The organism is Micromonospora sp. NBC_00858, assembly GCF_045207365.1.
In the GTDB taxonomy this organism is placed as follows: domain Bacteria; phylum Actinomycetota; class Actinomycetes; order Mycobacteriales; family Micromonosporaceae; genus Micromonospora.
On sequence record NZ_CP108828.1, the window covers coordinates 3,963,584 to 3,984,144 of the forward strand.

General features: G+C 73.0%; 22 protein-coding genes. 10 read left to right on the plus strand and 12 right to left on the minus strand.

Annotation, left to right across the window (positions count from 1 at the left end; translation table 11 throughout):
* Positions 1-106: 106 nt before the first annotated feature.
* Positions 107-2,116: a threonine--tRNA ligase gene (gene thrS, locus OG990_RS18470; protein WP_328425920.1), complete on the minus strand. Its 2,010-nt coding sequence runs from the start codon at positions 2,114-2,116 to the stop codon at positions 107-109.
* Between the two features lie 220 nt (positions 2,117-2,336).
* Here thrS and OG990_RS18475 point away from each other — a divergent pair, with 220 nt between their 5' ends.
* Positions 2,337-3,287: a DUF1775 domain-containing protein gene (locus OG990_RS18475; RefSeq protein ID WP_406076387.1), complete on the plus strand. Its 951-nt coding sequence runs from the start codon at positions 2,337-2,339 to the stop codon at positions 3,285-3,287.
* A gap of 34 nt (positions 3,288-3,321) precedes the next feature.
* Here OG990_RS18475 and OG990_RS18480 read toward each other — a convergent pair whose 3' ends face one another.
* A complete protein-coding gene (locus OG990_RS18480; RefSeq protein WP_328425916.1) occupies positions 3,322-4,242 on the minus strand; it encodes an ADP-ribosylglycohydrolase family protein in 921 nt (306 codons plus the stop codon).
* A gap of 73 nt (positions 4,243-4,315) precedes the next feature.
* Between OG990_RS18480 and OG990_RS18485 the strand changes: the two genes are divergently transcribed.
* Together OG990_RS18485 and OG990_RS18490 are read left to right on the plus strand one after the other, a co-directional pair.
* The gene (locus tag OG990_RS18485) at positions 4,316-5,005 is read left to right on the plus strand and encodes a response regulator transcription factor (protein WP_328425914.1); all 690 of its coding nucleotides are present in this window, start codon (positions 4,316-4,318) and stop codon (positions 5,003-5,005) included.
* Positions 5,006-5,019: 14 nt separating this feature from the next.
* On the plus strand, positions 5,020-6,435 hold the full coding sequence (locus tag OG990_RS18490; RefSeq protein ID WP_406076389.1) for an ATP-binding protein: 1,416 nt from the start codon (positions 5,020-5,022) through the stop codon (positions 6,433-6,435).
* Between the two features lie 248 nt (positions 6,436-6,683).
* On the opposite strand, the gene OG990_RS18495 is transcribed toward OG990_RS18490, so the two are convergent.
* Positions 6,684-7,709 (minus strand): adenosine deaminase, encoded by a 1,026-nt coding sequence (locus OG990_RS18495; protein WP_406076391.1) that lies wholly within the window; start codon positions 7,707-7,709, stop codon positions 6,684-6,686.
* Positions 7,706-8,500: a trans-aconitate 2-methyltransferase gene (locus OG990_RS18500; protein WP_355614886.1), complete on the minus strand. Its 795-nt coding sequence runs from the start codon at positions 8,498-8,500 to the stop codon at positions 7,706-7,708. Before OG990_RS18500 ends, OG990_RS18495 begins: the two co-directional genes overlap by 4 nt.
* Positions 8,501-8,583: 83 nt before the next feature.
* Between OG990_RS18500 and OG990_RS18505 the strand changes: the two genes are divergently transcribed.
* Positions 8,584-9,567, plus strand: coding sequence for an aldo/keto reductase (locus OG990_RS18505; protein ID WP_406076393.1), 984 nt, complete (start codon positions 8,584-8,586; stop codon positions 9,565-9,567).
* Positions 9,568-9,661: 94 nt separating this feature from the next.
* Complete coding sequence (locus OG990_RS18510) at positions 9,662-9,856, plus strand: hypothetical protein (RefSeq protein ID WP_328425905.1); 195 nt, start codon at positions 9,662-9,664, stop codon at positions 9,854-9,856.
* A gap of 151 nt (positions 9,857-10,007) precedes the next feature.
* Here OG990_RS18510 and OG990_RS18515 read toward each other — a convergent pair whose 3' ends face one another.
* From OG990_RS18515 to OG990_RS18545, 7 genes are all read right to left on the minus strand, one after another.
* Complete coding sequence (locus tag OG990_RS18515; RefSeq protein ID WP_007458127.1) at positions 10,008-10,211, minus strand: cold-shock protein; 204 nt, start codon at positions 10,209-10,211, stop codon at positions 10,008-10,010.
* A gap of 289 nt (positions 10,212-10,500) precedes the next feature.
* The gene (locus tag OG990_RS18520) at positions 10,501-10,773 is read right to left on the minus strand and encodes a DUF4235 domain-containing protein (RefSeq protein ID WP_328425899.1); all 273 of its coding nucleotides are present in this window, start codon (positions 10,771-10,773) and stop codon (positions 10,501-10,503) included.
* The gene (locus tag OG990_RS18525; RefSeq protein ID WP_328425897.1) at positions 10,770-11,144 is read right to left on the minus strand and encodes a DUF3618 domain-containing protein; all 375 of its coding nucleotides are present in this window, start codon (positions 11,142-11,144) and stop codon (positions 10,770-10,772) included. Before OG990_RS18525 ends, OG990_RS18520 begins: the two co-directional genes overlap by 4 nt.
* Positions 11,141-11,575 (minus strand): phage holin family protein, encoded by a 435-nt coding sequence (locus tag OG990_RS18530; protein WP_406076397.1) that lies wholly within the window; start codon positions 11,573-11,575, stop codon positions 11,141-11,143. The genes OG990_RS18525 and OG990_RS18530 overlap by 4 nt, the downstream gene beginning before the upstream one ends.
* A 348-nt stretch (positions 11,576-11,923) precedes the next feature.
* Positions 11,924-13,120: a mechanosensitive ion channel family protein gene (locus OG990_RS18535; protein ID WP_406076399.1), complete on the minus strand. Its 1,197-nt coding sequence runs from the start codon at positions 13,118-13,120 to the stop codon at positions 11,924-11,926.
* A gap of 82 nt (positions 13,121-13,202) precedes the next feature.
* The gene (locus OG990_RS18540; RefSeq protein ID WP_406076401.1) at positions 13,203-14,024 is read right to left on the minus strand and encodes a DUF1206 domain-containing protein; all 822 of its coding nucleotides are present in this window, start codon (positions 14,022-14,024) and stop codon (positions 13,203-13,205) included.
* A 59-nt stretch (positions 14,025-14,083) separates the two neighbouring features.
* Positions 14,084-14,449 carry a hypothetical protein gene (locus OG990_RS18545; protein WP_406076403.1) on the minus strand — a complete coding sequence of 122 codons (366 nt, stop codon included), beginning with the start codon at positions 14,447-14,449 and terminating at the stop codon, positions 14,084-14,086.
* 334 nt (positions 14,450-14,783) lie between these two features.
* Here OG990_RS18545 and OG990_RS18550 point away from each other — a divergent pair, with 334 nt between their 5' ends.
* The 3 genes from OG990_RS18550 to OG990_RS18560 are packed head-to-tail and all read left to right on the plus strand — an operon-like array spanning position 14,784 to position 17,561.
* Entirely contained in the window at positions 14,784-16,034 is a 1,251-nt protein-coding gene (locus OG990_RS18550) for an RNA-guided endonuclease InsQ/TnpB family protein (RefSeq protein WP_406076404.1), read from the plus strand.
* 25 nt (positions 16,035-16,059) lie between these two features.
* A complete protein-coding gene (locus OG990_RS18555) occupies positions 16,060-17,277 on the plus strand; it encodes a cysteine desulfurase-like protein (protein ID WP_406076406.1) in 1,218 nt (405 codons plus the stop codon).
* Complete coding sequence (locus tag OG990_RS18560) at positions 17,274-17,561, plus strand: GNAT family N-acetyltransferase (RefSeq protein ID WP_328425886.1); 288 nt, start codon at positions 17,274-17,276, stop codon at positions 17,559-17,561. Before OG990_RS18555 ends, OG990_RS18560 begins: the two co-directional genes overlap by 4 nt.
* A gap of 33 nt (positions 17,562-17,594) precedes the next feature.
* On the opposite strand, the gene OG990_RS18565 is transcribed toward OG990_RS18560, so the two are convergent.
* A complete protein-coding gene (locus tag OG990_RS18565; protein ID WP_406076408.1) occupies positions 17,595-19,085 on the minus strand; it encodes a glycoside hydrolase family 3 protein in 1,491 nt (496 codons plus the stop codon).
* Positions 19,086-19,301: 216 nt separating this feature from the next.
* Here OG990_RS18565 and OG990_RS18570 point away from each other — a divergent pair, with 216 nt between their 5' ends.
* Positions 19,302-19,427, plus strand: coding sequence for a hypothetical protein (locus OG990_RS18570; RefSeq protein ID WP_255421242.1), 126 nt, complete (start codon positions 19,302-19,304; stop codon positions 19,425-19,427).
* Positions 19,428-19,533: 106 nt separating this feature from the next.
* The gene (locus OG990_RS18575) at positions 19,534-20,484 is read left to right on the plus strand and encodes a TIGR03557 family F420-dependent LLM class oxidoreductase (protein ID WP_406076410.1); all 951 of its coding nucleotides are present in this window, start codon (positions 19,534-19,536) and stop codon (positions 20,482-20,484) included.
* Positions 20,485-20,561 lie beyond the last annotated feature (77 nt).

The following is a 20,561-nucleotide window of genomic DNA, read 5'->3' on the forward strand; positions in this document are numbered from 1 at the left end:
CGTCCGCCCGAGATCGCGCTCGCACATGGAAGTAGTGGCCTCCCCGACGCGGGGTGGCCACTACTTCATGGATCGAGCACGATCATGGGCGATCGCGACCGGCCCGCTACTCCGCGGCGGCGGAGGGGCCGATGTTCGTACGGGACGTCACCACGTCGAGGACGTGCGACACCGCCTCGGCGATCGGCACCCCGTTGCGCTGGGAGCCGTCGCGGTAACGGAAGGAGACCGTGCCGGCGGCCACGTCATCGTCGCCGGCGATCACCATGAACGGGATCTTCTGCTGCTGGGCGGTCCGGATCTTCTTCTGCATCCGGTCGTCACCCGCGTCGACCTGCGCCCGGATCCCCTCGGCCCGCAGCGCCGCGACGAAGCCGTGCAGGTAGTCGGTGTGGTCCTCGCGGATCGGGATGCCGACCACCTGCACCGGGGCCAGCCAGGCCGGGAACGCCCCCGCGTAGTGCTCGGTCAGCACCCCGAAGAACCGCTCGATCGAGCCGAACAGCGCCCGGTGGATCATGACGGGTCGCTGCCGGGTTCCGTCGGCGGCCTGGTACTCCAGCTCGAACCGCTCCGGCTGGTTGAGGTCGACCTGGATGGTGGACATCTGCCAGGTCCGGCCGATCGCGTCCCGGGCCTGCACCGAGATCTTCGGACCGTAGAACGCCGCACCGCCCGGGTCGGGCACCAGCTCCAGGCCGGAGGTGGCGGCGGTGCTGCGCAGCGCCTCGGTCGCCTCCGCCCAGTCCTCGTCGCTGCCGATGAACTTGGGCGAGTCATCCCGGGTGGACAGCTCCAGGTAGAAGTCGTCCAGCCCGTAGTCGCGCAGCAGATCCAACACGAAGCTGAGCAGCGTGGACAGCTCGCCGGCCATCTGCTCGCGGGTGCAGTAGATGTGCGAGTCGTCCTGGGTCAGGCCCCGGACCCGGGTCAGGCCGTGCACGACGCCGGACTTCTCGTACCGGTAGACCGTGCCGAACTCGAACAGCCGCAGCGGCAGCTCCCGGTACGACCGCCCGCGCGACCTGAAGATCAGGTTGTGCATCGGGCAGTTCATCGCCTTGAGGTAGTAGTCCGCGCCCTCCAGCTGCATGGGCGGGAACATCGTGTCCGCGTAGTACGGCAGGTGCCCGGAGGTGTGGAAGAGCTGTGCCTTGGTGATGTGCGGGGTGTTGACGAACTCGTACCCCGCCTCCTCGTGCCGCCGCCGCGAGTAGTGCTCCATCTCCCGGCGGATGATGCCGCCCTTGGGGTGGAAGACCGCCAGGCCGGAGCCGATCTCGTCGGGGAAGCTGAACAGGTCCAGGTCCGCGCCGAGCTTGCGGTGGTCGCGCCGGGCGGCCTCCTCCAGCAGCTTCAGGTACGCCTTCAACTCGTCGCGGGTCGGCCACGCGGTGCCGTACACCCGCTGGAGCTGCGGGTTCTTCTCCGACCCGCGCCAGTACGCGGCGGCCGAGCGCATCAGTTTGAACGCGCCGATCAGCCGGGTGTTCGGCAGGTGCGGGCCCCGGCACAGGTCCGACCAGCAGACCTTGTCCTCCTTGGCGTCGAGGTTGTCGTAGATCGTCAGCTCGCCGCCGCCGACCTCCATCACCTCGTCGGTGTCCAGGCCCTCGCCCTTGACCTCGATCAACTCCAGCTTGAAGGGCTCGTCGGCCAACTCGGCGCGGGCCTCGTCCAGGCTGCCGAAGCGGCGGCGGCGGAACCGCTGCCCGGACTTGACGATCTCCTGCATCCGCTTCTCGACCTTGCCGAGGTCGTCAGGCTGGAACGGCTTGTCGACGTCGAAGTCGTAGTAGAAGCCGTTCTCGATCGGCGGCCCGATGCCCAGCTTGGCCTCGGGGAAGATGTCCTGCACGGCCTGGGCGAGCACGTGCGCGGTGGAGTGGCGCAGCACGGTGAGCCCGTCGGGCGAATCCAGGCTGACCGGCTCGACGACGGTCTCCTCGGCCGGCGACCAGTCCAGGTCGCGCAGTCGACCCTCCGGGTCGCGGACCACGACGATCGCCTTGGGGCCGTTCGCGGGCAGTCCGGCCGCGGCCACCGCGTCGGCCGCCGTGGTCCCGGCGGCGACGACGACGGGGTCGGCCACGGCGGGGGTACGGGGTGCGGACACGGTGACTCCTCCAAGTGGTACGAAACGGTGCCGATCCTCGGCCCCTGCCGATGTTATCGGTCCACCCACCCGGGCCAAGGAAGGGCACCTTCTTAACGCCTGCGGTAGCCGAAGCCCCCTTCCGCTGCCGCAGGCGTTGAACCTTTTGGCGCTCAGAGCCGAACTAGGAGGTGTGGCCGGAAACCGGTGCCGGTCGCGTCGACACGGATGGGGGCACAGGATGGCGAGCACGCACGGCGGTGGCCGTCGGCAGCGGATCGCGGCGGTGACCGCGCTGACCGCCGCCGGGCTGCTGCTCGGATGGCCCGGCACGGCGCACGCGGCGGACGTGACGACCACTCCGACCGAGGCCCGGCAGGGCGACGCGGTGCGGCTGGAGTTCACCGTGCCGGAGGAGCGCGCCGGCACCACGACCCGCCAGATCGAGGTCCGGTTGCCGGCCGACGCGCCGGTGGCCGAGGTCTACCCGATGTCGGTGACCGGCTGGGCTCCCCGGATCAGCTCACGCACCCTGGACGAGCCGGTGGCCGGCATCCACTCCACCGGGGTGAGCACGGTGACCACCGGGGTGACCTGGATCCGGGTCGGCAAGGGCGAGCCCGGCCCGGCCCGGCTCGCGCTGTCCATGGGTCCGCTGCCGCAGGCCGAGCGGCTCACCTTCGAGGTGGTCCAGACGTACGCCGACGGCACGGTGGTCCGCTGGGCGGACGCCAGCGGCGCCCACCGGGCCCCGGTGCTCACCCTGCTGCCAGCGGCGGCCGGCGCGGCCGGCCCCGTCGGGCACGGCGGGCACGGCGCCCCGGCCGGCGCGGGGGCCAACCCCGGCGTCGACGCGGAGCCGGCGGCGGACGGCGCGGGCGAGGAGTCGGGCAGCGCCGACGGGATGCTGGCCGCCGGGCTGCTGGCCGGACTGGGCGGCGGCGCGGCGATCGGCTGGCTGGTCAGCCGGTGGCGCCGGCGCGACCCGGCCGAGCGCGCGGCGCTGGCCGAGGTGACCGGCGGAGCAGACGATACGGCCGCACCGGCCGACCCGACGCCGGCGGCACCGGGTACGGCAAGGCCCGATGCCACAGCACCCGCCGACACCGAGCCCGCCACGACGGCGCCCGATGCCACGGCACCCGCCGACGCGGAGCCCGCCACGGCCGGCACCCCGGTCCGCGCCGGCTGACCCGCCACCGCGTCCGGAGCCGCTCGGCTGAGTGTCAGGGCGCCCAGGTGGGCAGCGGCTCGCGAGCGGCCAGCCACGGCTCGGGCACCCCGCCGGGCGTTCCGACGCCGGTGTACGCGGCCACCACCGCCCCGACGATGGCGGATGTGGTGTCCACATCCCCGCCGGCCTGCACGCAGACCCGGATCGCCGTCGGGTAGTCGTCCAGGTGGGTGGCGGCCACCCAGAGCGTGAACCCGACGGTGTCCTGGGCGGTCACCCGGGAGCCGTTGCCGAGCGCCGCGACCACCCGGGGCAGTGGGCGGCCGAGCAGCCCAGCCGCCCGATTCACACTCCGGTGCACCTCGGTGCCCGAGTCGATCTGGGCGGCGATCCCGGCGAGCAGCCGCTCCGGGGCCGGTCGGTGCCCGTCGAGGCGGGCCCGCGCGGCCAGCGCGGCGGCGACCGCCACCGCGACCGCACCAGCGATCCCCTCCGGGTGCGCGTGGGTCACCTCGGCCGAGGCGCGGGCCTGCGCGGCAGCGCGGGTGGTCGAGTCGGCGAAGTACGCGCCCAGCGGGCCGACCCGCATCGCCGCCCCGTTGCCGCAGGAGCCCTGGCCGTCGAAAGCGGACGCGGCGGCCACCGGCCACGGGGTGCCGGTGCGGATCAGCCGCAGGATCAGCATCGCGCCCGAGCCGTAGCCCCGCCGTGTCGCGCAGCGCTCGGCGAACGCCAGCGCCAGTCGGTCCCGGTCGATGCCGCCGGACTCGGCCAGCTCGGCGAGGACCGAGCACGCCATCTCGGTGTCGTCGGTCCACTCCCAGGGCGCCGGCGGCAAGGGGCCGGCGGCGAGATCCGCCGGTTGCGACCCCGGCAGGAAGTACTGCGCGCCGAGCGCGTCGCCGGTCGAGAGGCCGGCGAGGCTGTCCCGGGCGAGCGCCAGGCGGGCGTCGGCGAACAGAGTGAAGGACATCGTCGTACCAGCTTGCCCCCTTGCCAGGTACGTGGCAACGCGATCAACTTGCCACGCCAAGTACGGTCTTGGGGTGGCCTCCGTGCTCCTGGTCGAAGATGATCACGTCGTACGCGGCGCGATGCTCCGTTCCCTCGCCGACCGGGGGCACGCCGTGCACGCCGTGGGCACAGCACTGGACGCCCTGCGCCGGGTCGCCGCGGAGACACCCGACCTGGTGGTGCTGGACCTCGGCCTGCCCGACCTGGACGGCTCGGACGCGCTGCGGATGCTGCGCGGCATCACCGACGTCCCGATCATCATCGCCACCGCCCGGGACGACGAGCAGTCGGTGGTCAAGCTGCTGCGCGCCGGCGCCGACGACTACATGGTCAAGCCGTTCACCGGCGCGCACCTGGACGCCCGGATCACCACCGTGCTGCGCCGCGCCGGGCGGGCCAGCCGGACCGTGCAGCCCGCGGTACACACCGTCAGTGGGCTGCGGGTGGACGTCGGCGAGCGCAGCGCGCTGCTCGACGGGGAGCCGCTGGCGCTGACCCGCAAGGAATTCGACCTGCTGGCGTATCTCGCCGCACGACCCGGGCGGGTAGTGTCCCGCCGGGAGCTCTTGGAGGAGGTATGGCGGCAGCCATCGGTCGGCGAGGATCAGACCATCGACGTTCACCTGTACTGGCTCCGCCGAAAGATGGGCGAGTCCGCGGCGAAGCCGCGCTACCTGCGCACCGTGCGGGGGGTCGGGTTCCGGTTGGTGGCTCCGGACTGAGGACCGCGCTGGCCATGCTCACGGCCGGCATGTGCAGCCTCGTCGCGCTCGCCTTCCTGATCCCGCTCGGGCTGAGCCTGCGCGAGCAGACCCGGGACGAGGCGATCGCCGACGCGGCCCGGCGCAGCGCGCTGGTGACCGGGGCGCTGGCGGTGAGCACCGATCCGGCGGTGGTCGAGCGGGCCGTGGTGGCCAGCGCCGAGGGCGCACCCACCCGGCCGGTCGTGCACGGGCTGGGGCTCGACGAGTCCGCCGGCCGTGCCAGCGACGCCGACCTGGACCGGGCGCGTACCGACCGACGCTCGCTGGACGTCGACGTCGACGGCGGGGTGGTCCGACTGGACCCGGTGGTCCTCGGCGACCGGACCGCCGTGGTCGAGGTGTTCGTGCCCGACTCGGAGCTGGGCGAGGGCGCCCGCGGCACCTGGCTGCTGCTGCTCGCGGTCGGCGCGGCGATGGCCGGTGCGGCGGTGCTGGTGGTCGACCGGGTCGCCGCCCGCGCGGTGGACTCGACCCGGGGTCTGGTGAAGGCCGCACTCTCGATCGGTGACGGCGACCTGGGGGTACGCGTGGAGCCGACCGGCCCCCGCGAGCTGGCTGAGGCCGGGTACGCCTTCAACCGGATGGCCGACCGGCTGGACGCGGCCCGCACCGACGAGCGGGAGCTGGTGGCCGACCTGTCGCACCGGCTGCGCACCCCGCTGACCGTGCTGCGGCTGGACGCGGAGGCATTGGAGTCTGACGACACCAGCGTGGGTTCGTTCTCCGAGGCGGAGCTGGACCGGCGGCGCGGCATCCGGCGGATCCGCCAGGCGATCGTCACCCTGGAGGGTGAGATCGACGTGCTGATCAAGACCACCCGCAAGTCGGTGGCGCACGAGGCCGGGCCGGCGATGTGTGACGTCAGCGAGGTCGTCCGGGACCGGATGGTGTTCTGGGCGGCGTTGGCCGGCGACCAGAACCGGCCGCAGCGGGTGAACGGCGCACAACTGCGCATCCCGGCGCCGGTGCCCCGTGCCGAGTTGGCCGCCGCGCTGGACGCGGTGATCGGCAACGTCTTCCGCTACACCCCGCAGGGCACGGCGTTCGAGGTGGCGGTGTCCCGCCGGGACGGCTATGTGGCGATCCGGATCGACGACGCCGGCCCCGGCATCGCCGACCCGGACCGGGCGCTGCGCCGGGGGACCAGCGACCAGGGCTCGACCGGGCTCGGCCTGGACATCGCCAAGCGGGTGGCGTTGCAGGCCAACGGGTCGGTGAGCATCGACCGGGCCCGGCTGGGCGGAGCCAGCGTGGTGATGCTGCTGGCCGACCCGGAGGCCACACCCCGGCAGGTCAGCCGGTTCGGCCTGGTCGGCCGGATGGCTCGGGACGCCCGGGACCAGAAAACCGGCCGTCGCTGGCCCCGGCAGCGCCCCACCGACAGCTGACCGGGCCGCCGGCCGGCCGGCGCGAACCGGCTGTCCGGGGCCGACTGTGCGCTGGCGCAAGTCTTCCTTAGATCGCGGTTAACGACCGTGGTCCAACGGCTGCGGGCTGTCAGGATCGAGGCACGAACCCACTAGTTCCACCGGCTGGCGCACCGTGTGCACCCACCGGCCGGTGGAGCCGCGCGCGCGGCGGGAGTCAGGTCCCCCCACACCCAAGCTCCCGCCGCGCGCCCTGCTCCCCGACCGGCTCAGCCGGCGGCGGTGGCGAGGTGGGCGTCGATCTCGGCCATGATCCGCTGCTTGCCGACCGGGTCCAGGAAGGACGCGGTCACCGCGTTGCGGGCCAGCCCTGCCAGCCCCTGCGGACCCGCCCCGAGCAGTCGGGCCGCCACCGCGTACTCGTCGTTGAGGGTGGTGCCGAACATCGGCGGGTCGTCGGAGTTGATGGTGACCAGCAGCCCGGCTTCGACCAGCCGGGGCAGCGGGTGCTCGTCGAGGTTGGCCACCGCCCGGGTCCGCACGTTGGACGTCGGGCAGATCTCCAGCCCGATCTGCCGCTCGGCCAGGTACGCGAGCAACTCCGGGTCCTGCGCGGCGGAGATGCCGTGCCCGATCCGCTCGGCGCCCAGCTCGTTCAGCGCGTCCCAGATCGTCTGCGGGCCGGTGGTCTCCCCGGCGTGTGGCACCGAGCGCAGCCCGGCCGCCCGGGCCCGGTCGAAGTAGGGCCGGAACTGCGGCCGGGGTACGCCGATCTCCGGGCCGCCCAGGCCGAAGCTGATCAGCCCCTCCGGGCGCTCCTCCAGCGCGATGCGCAGCGTCTCCTCAGCCGCCGGCAGGCCGGCCTCACCCGGGATGTCGAAGCACCAGCGCAGGTCGAGGCCGAAGTCGACCGAGGCGCGCTTGCGGGCGTCCTCGATCGCCTCGCAGAACGCCGGCGCGGGGATGCCCCGGCGCACGTGCGAGTACGGGGTGATGGTCAGCTCCGCGTACCGGACCTGCTGGCGGGCCAGCTCCCGGGCCACCTCGTGGGTGAGGATCCAGACGTCCTCCGGGTCGCGGATGAGGTCCACGACGCTCAGGTAGACCTCGATGAAGTGCGCGAAGTCGCGGAACTCGAAGTAGTCGGCGAGCGCCGCCGGGTCGGCCGGGACCGGGGTGCGTCCCTCGTGCCGGGCGGCCAGCTCGGCGACGATCCGGGGGGAGGCGGAGCCGACGTGGTGTACGTGCAGCTCCACCTTGGGCAGGCCGGCGATGAAGGTGGACAGGTCGGTCACGGATTCTCCTCGGCAGGGTCGCCGGTACGGGCAACGACGAAGACGCGGCGGAACGGGAAGTACACCTGACCCTGCCGCGGCGGGTAGACGGCGGCGAGGCGTACCCCCAGCTCGGCCCGGAAGGCGGACCAGCCGGCGGCGTCGAGGGCCGCCCGGACCGGGCGCAGCGCGGTGCCCTCCATCCAGGCCAGCACCGGGTGGTCGGCGTCGGGCCGGGCCGGTAGCAGGTGCACGTAGGTAGTCTCCCAGGCGTCCACCGCGCAGCCGGCACCGGTCAGCAGCGCCGCGTAGTCGGCCGGGTCGTCGACCGGGTCGGCGCGCAGCAGCGGGGCCAGCTCGGCGCGCCAGGCCGGCCGGTCGGCGACCTCGCGCAGCGCACGGTGTGATCCGGCGGCGAAGTTGCCCGGGACCTGCATGGCGAGCCAGGCGCCGGCGGGTAGCTCGGTGGCCCAGCGCCGCAGCAGCTCCTGGTGGCCCGGGACCCACTGGAGCACGGCGTTGGTCACCACCACGTCCTCGTCGCCGGCCGGCCGCCAGTCCCGCACGTCGGCGACGGCGAAGTCGACCGGGGCGTCCAGGGCGGCGGCGCGGTCGATCATCTCCGGCGAGGAGTCGAGACCGATCACCCGGCTCGCCGGCCAGCGCTCGGCGAGGGTGGCGGTGAGGTGGCCGGGGCCGCAGCCGAGGTCGACCACCGTCCGGGGCCGCTCGGCCGGGATCCGGGCGACCAGGTCGTGGAACGGCCGGGACCGCTCGTCGCCGTAGCGCAGGTATGTCGCCGGATCCCACATCGTCGCCTCCCAAACCGTACGTCCGTCTTATTTACCGTACGACTCGCCTGGCAGGTCGGCAACCCGATCACTAGGCTCGGGGAATGGAACAGCGCAGCTTCAACCGGCTCGGCCGGACCGTCGGGGTGGTCGGCCTGGGTGCCTGGCAGCTCGGCGCCGACTGGGGCACCGTCAGCGAGGACGACGCGATGGCGGTGCTGGCCGCCGCCGTGGACGCCGGGGTCACCTTCCTCGACACCGCCGACGTGTACGGCGACGGCCGCAGCGAGCAGCTGATCGGCCGCTTCCTGCGCTCCCGTCCCGACGCCGGGCTGACCGTGGCCACCAAGATGGGCCGCCGGGTCGAGCAGCGTCCGGAGGCGTACACCCTGGCCAACTTCCGGCAGTGGACCGACCGGTCCCGGGCCAACCTGGGGATGGACACCCTGGACCTGGTCCAGCTGCACTGCCCGCCCACCGCCGTCTTCGCCGACGACGCGGTCTTCGACGCCCTGGACACCCTCGTCGCCGAAAAGGCCATCGCCGGGTACGGGGTCAGCGTGGAGACCTGCGACCAGGCGCTCACCGCGATCGCCCGGCCCGGGGTGGCCAGCGTCCAGATCATCCTCAACGCGGTGCGGCACAAGCCGCTGGAGCGGGTGCTGCCGGCCGCCGCGGCGGCCGGGGTCGGCATCATCGCCCGCGTGCCTCTGGCCAGCGGCCTGCTCTCCGGCCGGTACGACGAGCACACCGAGTTCCCGGCCGACGACCACCGCAACTTCAACCGGCACGGCGCGGCGTTCGACGTCGGCGAGACGTTCTCCGGGGTCGACTTCGAGCGCGGGTTGGCCGCCGTACGCCGAATGGCGCCGCTGGTCGACGCGGACCGCACGATGGCGCAGTTCGCGCTGCGCTGGGTGCTGGACCAGGCCGGCGTCACCGTGGTCATCCCCGGCGCACGCGACGCCGATCAGGCCCGGCGCAACGCGGCCGCGGCCGACCTGTCGCCGCTCTCGGCCGACCAACTGGCCGGGGTGCGCGAGGTCTACGACGAGCTGATCCGCCCACAGGTGCACGACCGGTGGTGACCCGCGCACCCGGGGTGCTCGCGCCGCACCGCCCGGCGGGTAATGCTGGGAGCCCGGGGCGGCCCGCCGCCCGGCCCTGCGGAGAGGGGACGCGATGAGGGGTTGGCTTGCGCTCACCCTCGGCCTGCTGGCGATCGTGGTCGGTGCGGTGTGGACGGTGCAGGGCCTCGGCTACGTCAACGGCAGCGTGATGACCGACGAGCGGATCTGGGTGGTGATCGGCCCGCTCGTGGCGCTGGCCGGGCTGGTGGTGCTCTGGCTCGGCCTACGGTCCCGCCGCCGACGCTGACCAGCGACGCCCCCGGTCCACAGTGGCGCCGGGAGCGGGCCGACCGGTCCCGGGCACGTGGAAAGCCCCGCATTCCGAAAGGAATACGGGGCTACACAACGACCCCTGGCCGGATCGTCCCCACTTGGCCGGCGGGGGCCGGCCACACTACTCAGAGGGGACGGACCTGCTCAGCCTGCGGGCCCTTCTGACCCTGAGCGATCTCGAACTCCACCCGCTGGTTCTCCTCCAGCGAACGGTAGCCGCTGGTCTGGATGGCCGAGAAGTGGACGAACACGTCAGCACCCCCGCCGTCGACGGTGATGAAGCCGAAGCCCTTGTCAGCGTTGAACCACTTCACGGTTCCCTGCGCCATGTGTATCTCCTTCTAAAAACTGGTGGCCGTGCACGCCGTACGGCCGATTGGCCGTTTCGAGCAGCGGCGCCTGAGGCGGCCCCCATGAAGGAGACTTCTCTCAACCCACGCCATCTCGCAGCAGCGTGGACCAGCAAATCACGGACCCAAAAAGTCTGTCACGACCTCTCCGACGAATTTCTCCGACATGTGACCTGACGGATGTCTGAGATCGCTGGGCGGCGTGCGATGCCGTGCGAAAGGCCCCCTACCCGTCGATGCAGGTAGGGGGCCGAAGTCGCTGCGCTGGTCAGTCCGGCCAGCGGCCGGTCATCCGGCGGACGCCGACCGCTCCGCCCCGGTCCACGGCGGCCCGGACCACCGCGAAGATGGCCCCCTGCAACGCCGCGGCGGCCAGGATCTCGCCCCAGCCGCGATCCTCGTCGGTCGCGACGGGCGCCTCACCGTCGCCCGCGGTGACCTTCCAGACCTGCCGGAAGATCGCGCCCGCCGCCGCACCGGCGGCGATACCCAACAGCACGCCGACCGGCCGGTACGCGGCCCTGCCGATGCCCTTGCTCACCTACGCCTCCCCCGCACGATCATCAGCACCACCACGGTGGCCACCGCACCGGCGGCGATGGCCGCCCACGGCACCGGGTTGCGTCGTACCAACTCGCCCTTTTCGTGCGCCTGGGCGCGCACCAGCTCGCCCTTTTCGTGTGCCTGCGCCCGCGCGTCCTCGGCGCGGCGCACGGCCTGCCCGCGGACCCGGGCCACGGTCTGCGCCGCCTGCTCGCGGAGCCGTTCCCGCGCCTGCTCGGCGGACTCCTTCAGGCGCGCCTTGACGTCGGCCTTGGCGGCCAATGCCTCCATCGTCTCGCCCAACTCCACCCGGGTGCGACGGATCTCCTCGCGGAGCGCCTCCGTGTCGCCGGTCCCGTTGCCCGTCATGACCGTCCCCTGTCCTTCACCGCGGCGGTGACGGTGTCCATGTCGGCCCGGAGGCTGCGGACCGTGGCCGAGGGAACCGGCGGGACCGCACGGCTCACCTGCTTCTTGCCCACCAGGGCAAGGATGCCGGCCAGCAGGAAGGCAGCCACCGCCACGATCAGCGCGGCCGCCCAGGCGGGCAGCACCAGGTCGAGCAGCAGGATCGCCGTGGCGACCAGCGCGCCCAGGCCGAAGAACGCCAGCGCTCCGCCGCCGCCGAACAGGCCGATCCCGATGCCGGCGTGCTTGCCCTTCTGGGTCAACTCCGCCCGGGCCAGCGCCAGTTCGTCCCGCACCAGACGGGAGACCTGCTCGGTGGCCCGCTGCACCAATTCGGCGGTGGAGGGCTCGCTCCCGTTGTGGGATGTGCGGGCTTTCGCCACGTCAGCCATGCTGTCCTCCTTTCCTCATCACCGCGCTGTATGCCCGAAGTCGCCGCCCGTCAATCCTAAAGCGCGCCGACCCGGTCGCCGTTCCTGTTGTCCGGTTGCCACGCCGCCGACCTGGCGTCCGACCGGCCCCGATCGCAGCAGAGACGTCCGGCAGCAGGTCCCCCACCTAAGCCCGACCAAACCTCCCGGACCGGACCACCCCCACCCCCACCTCTCCCCCACCCAGCCCCCGGCCCTCCGGCCCTCTGGCTCTCCGGCCCTCTGGCTCTCCGGCCGGTGATCATGAAGTTAGCGACGCGACACGCCGTCACGGCCGTCGATAACCTCATGATCACCGCGGACAAGGGGTTAGGGGCGGGGGGCGGGGGTTTCTTCGGGGCCGACGAAGGCTTCGCTGCGGGCGGCGCCGTCGTCGCTGCCGCCGAAGACGCGGGCGTCGTCGGGTACGTCGGTGTCGCCGGCCCGGCGCGCCGGGCGCCGTGGCTGCACCCACTGCCAGGGCAGGTTGCTGCTGGCGTCGCCCAACTCGGTGCGCATCCGGGGCATCGCGGTGGGGCGGTTGTCCCGGATCCAGGCCACCAGGTGTTCACGAACCAGGCAGCGCAGATCCCACAGGCTGCCCGCGTCGGCGGCGCTGACCAGCGCGCGCACCCGGACCGTCCCACCGGTGGCGTCGGTCACCTGCAGGACGCAGACCCGCCCGTCCCACAGGTCGGTGCCCTCCACCAGCCGGCGCAGTTCCTCCCGCATGGCCTGCACCGGCACCGCCCAGTCCACGTCGAACTCGGCGGTGCCGAGCACTGCGGCTTCGGTCCGGGTCCAGTTCTGGAAGGGCTTGCTGGTGAAGTACGAGGTGGGCAGGATCAGTCGCCGGTCGTCCCAGATCTGCACCACCACGTAGCTGAGGGTCAGCTCCTCGATCCGGCCCCACTCCCCCTCGACGACCACCACGTCGTCCAGCCGGACCGCGTCGCTGAAGGCGAGTTGCAGGCCGGCGAAGACGTTGCCGAGCAGGCTCTGGGCGGCCAGCGCTGCCACCACACCGACCACACCGGCGGAGGTCAGCACGCCGGCGCCGATGCCGCGCACGCTCGGGAACGTCATCAGCATCACGCCGACGGCCAGGACGAAGATCACCGCGATGGTCAACCGGCGCAGCATCACCACCTGGGTCCGTACCCGCCGGGCGTGCCGATTGTCCGGTACGTCGACCCGGAACCGGGCCAGCGCGGTGTCTTCCACGACCACCAGCAGCGAGGCGACCAGCCAGGCCGTGGCGGCGATGACGCCGAGGATGAGCAGGTGCAGCAGCAGTTGACGCCAGCCCTCACCGACCGCGTACCCGGTGCTGAGGTGGACGGCGAACTGCACCGCGAGCACCGTGGCCGCGACCTGGAAGGGGCGGTGTGAATGGTCGGTCAGTTCGGTCATCAGCAGCGACCGGCGGCCGAACCGCCGGGTGGCCCGATGGACGACCTCGACCAGCAGCAGGGCGGCCGCCGCAGCGGCGAGCGCGGCGACGGCCGTTCCGAGGTAACTCTGCACGGGTGTGGTGCTCCCCTCCGGGCGCGCGACGGCGCTTCAGGCAAAAGCCCAATAGTGCCTGCGGTCTCCCGAATCGACCAGTTCAGACCTTGCGGTACCGGGACTGGAGGAAGCAGTAGAGGCCGAAGGCGGCGATGCCGAGGGCGACCAGGCTGAGCAGGAAGGTGCCGTAGGACTGCTCGCGCAGCGTGTGCAGCGCGGCGTCCAGGCCACGGGCCTTCTCCGGGTCGTAGTTCACCGCGGCCACGATCACCAGCAGGCCGGCGATGCCGTACGCGGTGCCCTTGGCGACGTACCCGGCGATGCCCAGCCGGCGGGCCAGCTTGCGGGTCTTCGGGCTCATCTCGCCGGTCTTCAGGTGCTTCTCGAACCGCTTGACGATTCCGTAGATCACCAGGCCGACACCGATCGCGGCGAGCACCAGCCCGGCCAGGCCGACCAGCCAGCGACCGCCACTGGAGGTCATCAGCTTGCCGGTCAACGCCTCCTGCTGGTCGGCGCTGTTCGACTCGGCGTCCTTGAAGACCTTGAACGCGGTCCAGGCGAAGTAGAGGTAGACGATGGCCCGACCGGTCGAGGCGAGCCGCTCCACGACGCGTTCCTTGCCCTGCTCGGCGCGGTGCCCGACCGCCGCCTCCAGCGCCTGCCAGATCGCCATCGCGAGCAGGCCCACCGCGGTGGCGATGACCAGGACCTTGCCCAGCGGCTGTGCGGAGAGCGTGCGCAGCGCGCCGGACTGGTCGCCGTCGTCGCTCGACGTGCCGAACGCGATCTGCAACGCCAGCCAGGCGAAGAGCAGGTGCACGATGCCGTAGCCGATGAAACCGGCCCGGGCGAGGAGTTCCAGCCACCGGCTGTCCGCCGTACGGGAGGCGGTGGCTTCGGCGCTACGGGTAAGTGACATGGCGCCACAATCTCCGATTCCGGAGATCCCCAAACGTCGGCCACCGCCGCCCGGCCGGATCAGTTGCCCGGGTTGCGCGAAACGCGAATCTTGACCTGCTGGTCGGTGACGCTGTCCAGGGTGACCGCGAAGCCCCCGGCCTCGGTGGCCTGCTGTCCGGTGGTGAGGGTGAGCTGCTCGCCGGCGACCTCGACGGTCACCTGGTCGTTCTCTGCGCCGACCAGCTTGGCCTCGACGCCCAGGATGTTGGCGCTCGCGTCGACACCCCGCTCGAAGGTGACCGTGCAGGCGTCCAGCCCGCAGTCTGTGGAGGCGCCCTGCGAGCTGCAGCCGGTGAGCACGGCGAGGCCGAGCGCGAGTCCGGCGAACAGGCCGGCGGCGCGGCGGGTGGGGGTCAACGGGATGGTGGCGGGTGGGTTCGTCACCCGGTCAAGGGTACGAGACGCCCGCGAGGCGCGTCTCCGACGTCGAGCCCGGACGTGCGGGCCTGGTCGGGGCACCGGCTAGTGCGGTGGCGACTAACGTTCGCCGGGTTGGTGAGTGGTTGGGAAGTTGTCGTACCGGTGGTGTTGGGTTCGGTTTGTGCCTCGCCGTCGGGATTCCGCTGCGCCGCGGGTCGTGTATCGCACGGCTCGGGTTGGGTTGCGGGTGACGCCGGGGCAGCGGCGGCGGTGTTTCGGCTTGCTGCGTTCGGGTGGTGATGTGTGGGCGTGTGTGTTGGAGGTCAATGCGTGGCGGCGTCGCCGCGGGGATGCGCCGGTGGCTGGCTATCAGGAGTTGTGTCGGGAGTTGGCGGCGTCGGGGCCGGGCACGTTCGCTGAGCTGGACAGTACGGGTGCCCGGTCGGTGTTGCGCCGGTTCTCCGATGCCTGGTTCGCGGCAGCGAAACGCCGTAGCGCTGGTGACGAGTCGGCCCGGTTTCCGCGCCGCCGGCGGGGGTTGGTGCCGGTCCGCTGGTATCACGGCACCTTCACCATCGACGGGCACAGGGTACGGATCCCGACCGCGAGAGGCGCGCAGCCGGTGTGGGTGCGGCTGGCCCGTGATCTGCCGTACCCGGTGGAGCAGGTCCGGTCGGTCACTTTGCTGTGTGAGGGTGGTCGGCTGTTCCTCGACCTGACCGCCGAAGTCCCGGTGATTGTCTACTCGCCCGGCGAGGAGCCGAACCCCGGGCGCGTGGCCGGGGTGGACCTGGGAATCATCCACCCCTACGCGGTGGCCGGGCCGGATGGTGCCGGGTTGTTGGTGTCGGGGCGGGCGGTCCGCGCGGAGCACCGGATGCACCTCGCCGACACCAAAGCCCGCCGCCGGGCGGTGGCGCGGCGGGCACCGAAACCGGGCCAGAAGGGGTCACGGCGGTGGCGCCACTACCGCCGCCGGGCCCGTCTGGTGCAGGGACGGCACCGGCGGCGGGTCCGCCAAGCCCAGCATGAGGCCGCCCGCACTGTCGTGTCCTGGGCGGTGGGTCAGCGGGTTGGGGTGCTGCACGTCGGCGACCCCCGCGGCGTGCTCGACATCGCGGCGGGGCGGCGGCACAACCTGCGGCTGCGGCAGTGGCAGATCGGCCGGTTGATTCAGGTCCTCACCGACAAGGCCACCCTCGCCGGGATCACTGTGCGGCTCGTCGACGAACGCGGCACCTCCTCGACCTGCCCCGCCTGCCGGCGGCGGGTACCGAAACCGCGTGGGCGCACCTTGTCCTGCCCCCACTGCCGATTCTCCGGGCACCGCGATCTCGTCGCGGCGGCCAGCATCGCCACCCGCACCCCGGGCGGCGGACCCACCACCCCCACGACGGCCGTTCCTGTGCTGCCTGGGGTGGTCACGCACCGTCGAGCCGGCCGGAACCTCCCCGGCGCCGGCCGGTCCCGGCGTGACCCCCGCCGCCCAGCCCGGGCGGCGAGAGGATCAGTTGGCCTGCGGAGGCCCGCCCCACCACCCAGTGGGGAGTCGCTCGCCCTCCAAGGCGAGGATCCACAACATCCCACCGGAACACCCGGTGAACGTTAGTGGACACCGCACTAGGGTTCCCGGCATGCCCTTCGACATCGCCCGCACCCGGACCGCCTACCCCGCCCTGACCGAGGGCTTCGTCCACTTCGACGGGGCCGGGGGCACCCAGACCGCAGCAGGTGTGATCGACGCGGTCGCCGACGCCATGCGCACTGCGGTCGGCAACCGCAGCGCCGCCTTCGCGCCGGGTCGCCGGTCGCTGGAGCTGGTGGCAGCGGCCCGGTCGGCGGTAGCCGACCTGCTCGGTGCCGACCCGGCCGGGGTGGTGCTGGGTCCGAGTGCCACCGCACTGATGTACACCCTGGCCCGTACGCTCGGCGCGGGCTGGCGCCCCGGCGACGAGGTGGTGGTGTCCCGGCTCGACCACGACGCCAACGTGCGGCCGTGGGTGCAGGCCGCCGAGGCTGCCGGCGCGACGGTGCGGTGGGCCGAGATCGACCGGCACACCGGTGAGCTGCCCGCCGGCCAGTACGCCGAGCTGGTCAATGAGCGCACCAAACTGGTCGCGGTGACCGCCGGCAGCAACGCCATCGGCACGGTGCCGGACGTGCCGGCGATCGCCAAGGCCGCGCACGCGGTCGGCGCACTGGTCTGCGTCGACGGCGTGCACTCGGTGCCGCACGGGCCGACCGACCTTGCCTCGGTCGGCGCCGACGTGCTGGTCACCAGCGCCTACAAGTGGTCCGGGCCGCACCTGGCGGCGATGGTGGCCGACCCGGCCCGGTGGGCGGCGCTGCGCCCAGCGAAGCTGGTCCCGTCCTCCGACGCGGTGCCGGACCGGTTCGAGTACGGCACCCCGAGCTTTCCCCTGCTGGCCGGCGTGGCCGCCGCGGTGGACCACCTGGCCGGGCTGGACCCGGACGCCGTCGGGGACCGGCGCGCGCGGGTGCGGGCCGGGCTGGCCGCCGCCCAGGCGCACGAGGAGGCGCTGCTCGACCGGCTGCTCGCCGGGCTGACCGAGCAGCCCGCGATCACCGTCTACGGCTCGCCGGCGCGGCGCTGCCCGACGGTCTCCTTCCGGGTCGCCGGGATGTCGCCGGCCGCCACCCAGGAGGCGCTGGGGACAGCCAGGTTCTGCCTCTCCGCCGGCGACTACTACGCCTACGAGTACTTCCAGACGATGGGGCTGCGGGACAGCGGGGGCGCGGTCCGGGCCAGCATCTACCACTACAACACGGCCGACGAGGTCGACCGGTTGCTCGCCGAACTGGACGCGCTGGCGGGGAGAATGGCCCGATGAGCACCCTGGTCGAGGACAACCCCGCCAAGCGCCGGTTCGAGATCCTGGTCGACGACGCGTTGGCCGGCTTCACCGCGTACCTGACCCGCGGGGAGGTGCTGGTCTTCACCCACACCGAGGTGGACCCGGGCTTCCAGGGCAAGGGCGTGGGCGGCGCGCTGATCCGGGGCACGCTGGACCAGGTACGCGCCCGCGGCGGCACGCTGGTGCCGCAGTGCCCGTTCATGGCCGCGTTCATCGAGAAGCACCCGGAGTACGCCGACCTGGTCGCCGTTCAGCCGTAGCGCCGGGCGCCTCAGCCCGGTGCGGCCGTCGGGTCAGCGGGTGCCGGTCAGCACCTCGGCGGCGGCCCGTCCGCTGGCCCGGGTGGCGCCGTGGGTGGCCAGGTGCACCGCGCCGGTGACCAGCTCGGGCACGCCCAGCTCGACCACGACCGCGTCCGGCCGGGCGGCCAGCGCCCGCTGCACCGCGGCACGCATCCACTCGTGCCGGTGCAGGTCGCGGACCACCAGCACCAGCGGGCGGTTGCCCGCCCCGGCGCCCGGGTCGGTCGGCACGTCGTGCTGGGCGTAGCGCACCGCGCTCGTGCCGGGCAGCAGCTCGCCCATCGGTACGCCGAGGCCCCACGGCGTCTCGGCGCCGATGGCGATGTTGCGCGGTGGCTCGAACTCGACCACGTGCGCCGCGCGGGTCAGCGGCAACGCGGTCGTCCCGCCCGCCGCGACGGTGACCCGAACGGCGCGGCGGGCGGCGACCAGCCCGACGTCGGTGCTGCCGCGCGCTCCGGTCGACCGCTCGGAGCGGGCCGCCACCGTCCAGGCCGCGAGCTGACCGACCCGCTTGGCTGCCTCGGCGAGGCGCTCCTCGGGCAGCTCACCGGAGACGACCGCGGCCACGATGGCGTCGGCCAGTTCCCGGGCCGACTGCTCGTCGGCCCGTTCGCCGCCCACGCAGATCGCGTCGGCCCCGGCGGCGAGCGCGCGGACCGCCGCCCCGGCGAAGCCGTACCGGTCGGCGACCGCGCGCATCTCCACCGCGTCGGTCACCACCACGCCGGAGAAGCCCATCTCGTCGCGGAGCAGGCCGCCCAGGATGCGTTGGCTCAACGTCGCCGGCAGCTGCGGGTCCAGCGCGGGCACCAGCAGGTGGCCGGTCATCACCGCCTGCACCCCGGCGGCCACGGCGGCCCGGAAAGGGGCCAGCTCGACGGCGTCCAGGCGGTCCCGGTCGGCGGTGATCCGGGGCAGGTCGTGGTGCGAGTCGACCCGGGTGTCGCCGTGCCCGGGGAAGTGCTTGGCGCAGGCGGCGACGCCGCCGGCCTGCAGCCCGCGTACCCAGGCGGCGGTGTGCCGCGCGACCAGCGCCGGGTCCGCCCCGAACGAGCGGACGCCGATCACCGGGTTGGCCGGGTTGGAGTTGACGTCGGCGTCCGGGGCGTAGTCGAGGGTGACCCCGGCCCCGGCCAGCTCGACGCCGAGGTCCCGGGCGACCGCCTCGGTCAGCTCCGGGTCGTCGACCGCGCCGAGGGCGAAGTTGCCGGGCCGGGAGCTGCCCCGGACCGACTCGATCCGGGTGACGTCGCCGGCCTCCTCGTCGATCGCCACGATGACGTCCGGCCGCTCGGCGCGCAGCGTCGCGGTCAGCGCGGCCACCTGGGCGGTGTCGACGACGTTGCGGGCGAAGAGGACCACCGAGCCGAGCCCCTCGCCGAGCCAGCGGCACACCCACGGTGGTGGGGTGGTGCCGACGAACCCGGGTTGCAGGACGGCGGCGGCCAGCGCCGGAAGGTGCCCGCTGGGCGCCGTCACGCCGCCCGCCCGTGGCGGTCGGCGTTGGTCCCCGGCGCTGGCGCGCCCGCGCCGACCCGCTGGTTGCGCTCGCTCATGCGGCCCCCGTACCCCATCTCTCGCGCGCCCTCGGCGCACCGCCACCGGCAGGCGGTGCTGCCATGGTCACACCGAGCGATTCAATAGTCAATAAACCTTACAGTTGCCTGGAGGCACGGTCCCCGGGAGAGTGCGGGGATGGATCCCGCCCTGCTGGCCGACGCGACGAGCCCGGCCGATATCCCCGGCGTACGCCTGCTCGGCCTGGTGGTCGGCGCCCTGCTGCTCCTGGCCGCGATCCGGGCGATGTTCGGCCGACGCTGAGCGCGACCCCGCCGGCGCGATCGGGTGAGAGCCGGCGGACCGGGTGTGGCCGGCGACGGCCGGGGTACCGCTAATCCACCCAGCAGGTCCGTGCCGAGGGGGGACGATGAAGGTCGGCTACATCCTGTCCAGTGAGGAGTTCACGCCGGCCGAGCTGGTAGCGCAGGCGCGCGGCGCCGAACAGGCCGGCTTCGAGTCGCTCTGGATCTCCGACCACTACCACCCGTGGGTGGACGCACAGGGGCAGAGCCCGTTCGTCTGGTCGATGATCGGCGCGCTCAGCCAGGTCTGTTCGCTGCCGGTGACCACCGCGGTGACCTGCCCGACGGTGCGGATCCACCCGGCCGTGATCGCGCAGGCGGCGGCGACCAGCGCGGTGCTGCACGGCGGGCGGTTCGCACTCGGCGTCGGCAGCGGCGAGGCGCTCAACGAGCACATCTTCGGCGACGCCTGGCCGCAGGCCGACGTCCGGCTGGAGATGCTGGAGGAGGCCGTCGAGGTGCTGCGGAAGCTCTGGACCGGCGACTTCGTCAACCACCACGGCAAGCACTACACCGTCGAGCACGCCCGGATCTACACGCTGCCCGACACTCCCCCGCCGATCTACGTCTCCGGCTTCGGCCCGAAGTCCATCGACCTCGCCGCCCGGATCGGCGACGGCTACGTGAGCACCAGGCCCGACAGCGAGATGGTCCGGCGCTTCCGGGAGAACGGCGGCGGCGACAAGCCGTGCCAGGCCGGATTCAAGGCGGCGTACGCGGACAGCGAGGACGAGGGCATGCGGATCGCGTACCAGCGCTGGCCCAACGCCGGGGTCCCGGGCGAGCTGTCCCAGGTGCTGCCCTCGCCGCGCCACTTCGAGCAGGCCGCCCAGCTGGTCCGGCCGGAGATGCTGAAGGAGGCGTTCGTGTGCGGCAACAGCGCCGACGCGAACGTCGAGATGATCGGGAAGTTCGCCAAGGCGGGCTTCGACGAGGTGTACGTGGCCAACGTCGGCCCGCACTACCAGGGCCTGTTCGACCTCTACCAGCGCGAGGTCCTGCCCCGGGTGCGCTGAGTCCGTGGTGCCTCGGCGAGACCCTGGACAGTTGCCGTCGGGCGCGTTTCGGCGGTGATCGGCTCGGGTACCTCCGG

Coding starts and splice junctions, on each gene's coding strand:
- OG990_RS18475 (WP_406076387.1), top strand. CDS start 2,337: ATGGCGAGCACGCACGGCGGTGGCCGTCGGCAGCGGATCGCGGCGGTG.
- OG990_RS18480 (WP_328425916.1), bottom strand. CDS start 4,242: ATGTCCTTCACTCTGTTCGCCGACGCCCGCCTGGCGCTCGCCCGGGAC.
- OG990_RS18490 (WP_406076389.1), top strand. CDS start 5,020: ATGCTCACGGCCGGCATGTGCAGCCTCGTCGCGCTCGCCTTCCTGATC.
- OG990_RS18500 (WP_355614886.1), bottom strand. CDS start 8,500: ATGTGGGATCCGGCGACATACCTGCGCTACGGCGACGAGCGGTCCCGG.
- OG990_RS18505 (WP_406076393.1), top strand. CDS start 8,584: ATGGAACAGCGCAGCTTCAACCGGCTCGGCCGGACCGTCGGGGTGGTC.
- OG990_RS18510 (WP_328425905.1), top strand. CDS start 9,662: ATGAGGGGTTGGCTTGCGCTCACCCTCGGCCTGCTGGCGATCGTGGTC.
- OG990_RS18515 (WP_007458127.1), bottom strand. CDS start 10,211: ATGGCGCAGGGAACCGTGAAGTGGTTCAACGCTGACAAGGGCTTCGGC.
- OG990_RS18525 (WP_328425897.1), bottom strand. CDS start 11,144: ATGACGGGCAACGGGACCGGCGACACGGAGGCGCTCCGCGAGGAGATC.
- OG990_RS18530 (WP_406076397.1), bottom strand. CDS start 11,575: ATGGCTGACGTGGCGAAAGCCCGCACATCCCACAACGGGAGCGAGCCC.
- OG990_RS18540 (WP_406076401.1), bottom strand. CDS start 14,024: ATGTCACTTACCCGTAGCGCCGAAGCCACCGCCTCCCGTACGGCGGAC.
- OG990_RS18555 (WP_406076406.1), top strand. CDS start 16,060: ATGCCCTTCGACATCGCCCGCACCCGGACCGCCTACCCCGCCCTGACC.
- OG990_RS18560 (WP_328425886.1), top strand. CDS start 17,274: ATGAGCACCCTGGTCGAGGACAACCCCGCCAAGCGCCGGTTCGAGATC.
- OG990_RS18570 (WP_255421242.1), top strand. CDS start 19,302: ATGGATCCCGCCCTGCTGGCCGACGCGACGAGCCCGGCCGATATCCCC.
- OG990_RS18575 (WP_406076410.1), top strand. CDS start 19,534: ATGAAGGTCGGCTACATCCTGTCCAGTGAGGAGTTCACGCCGGCCGAG.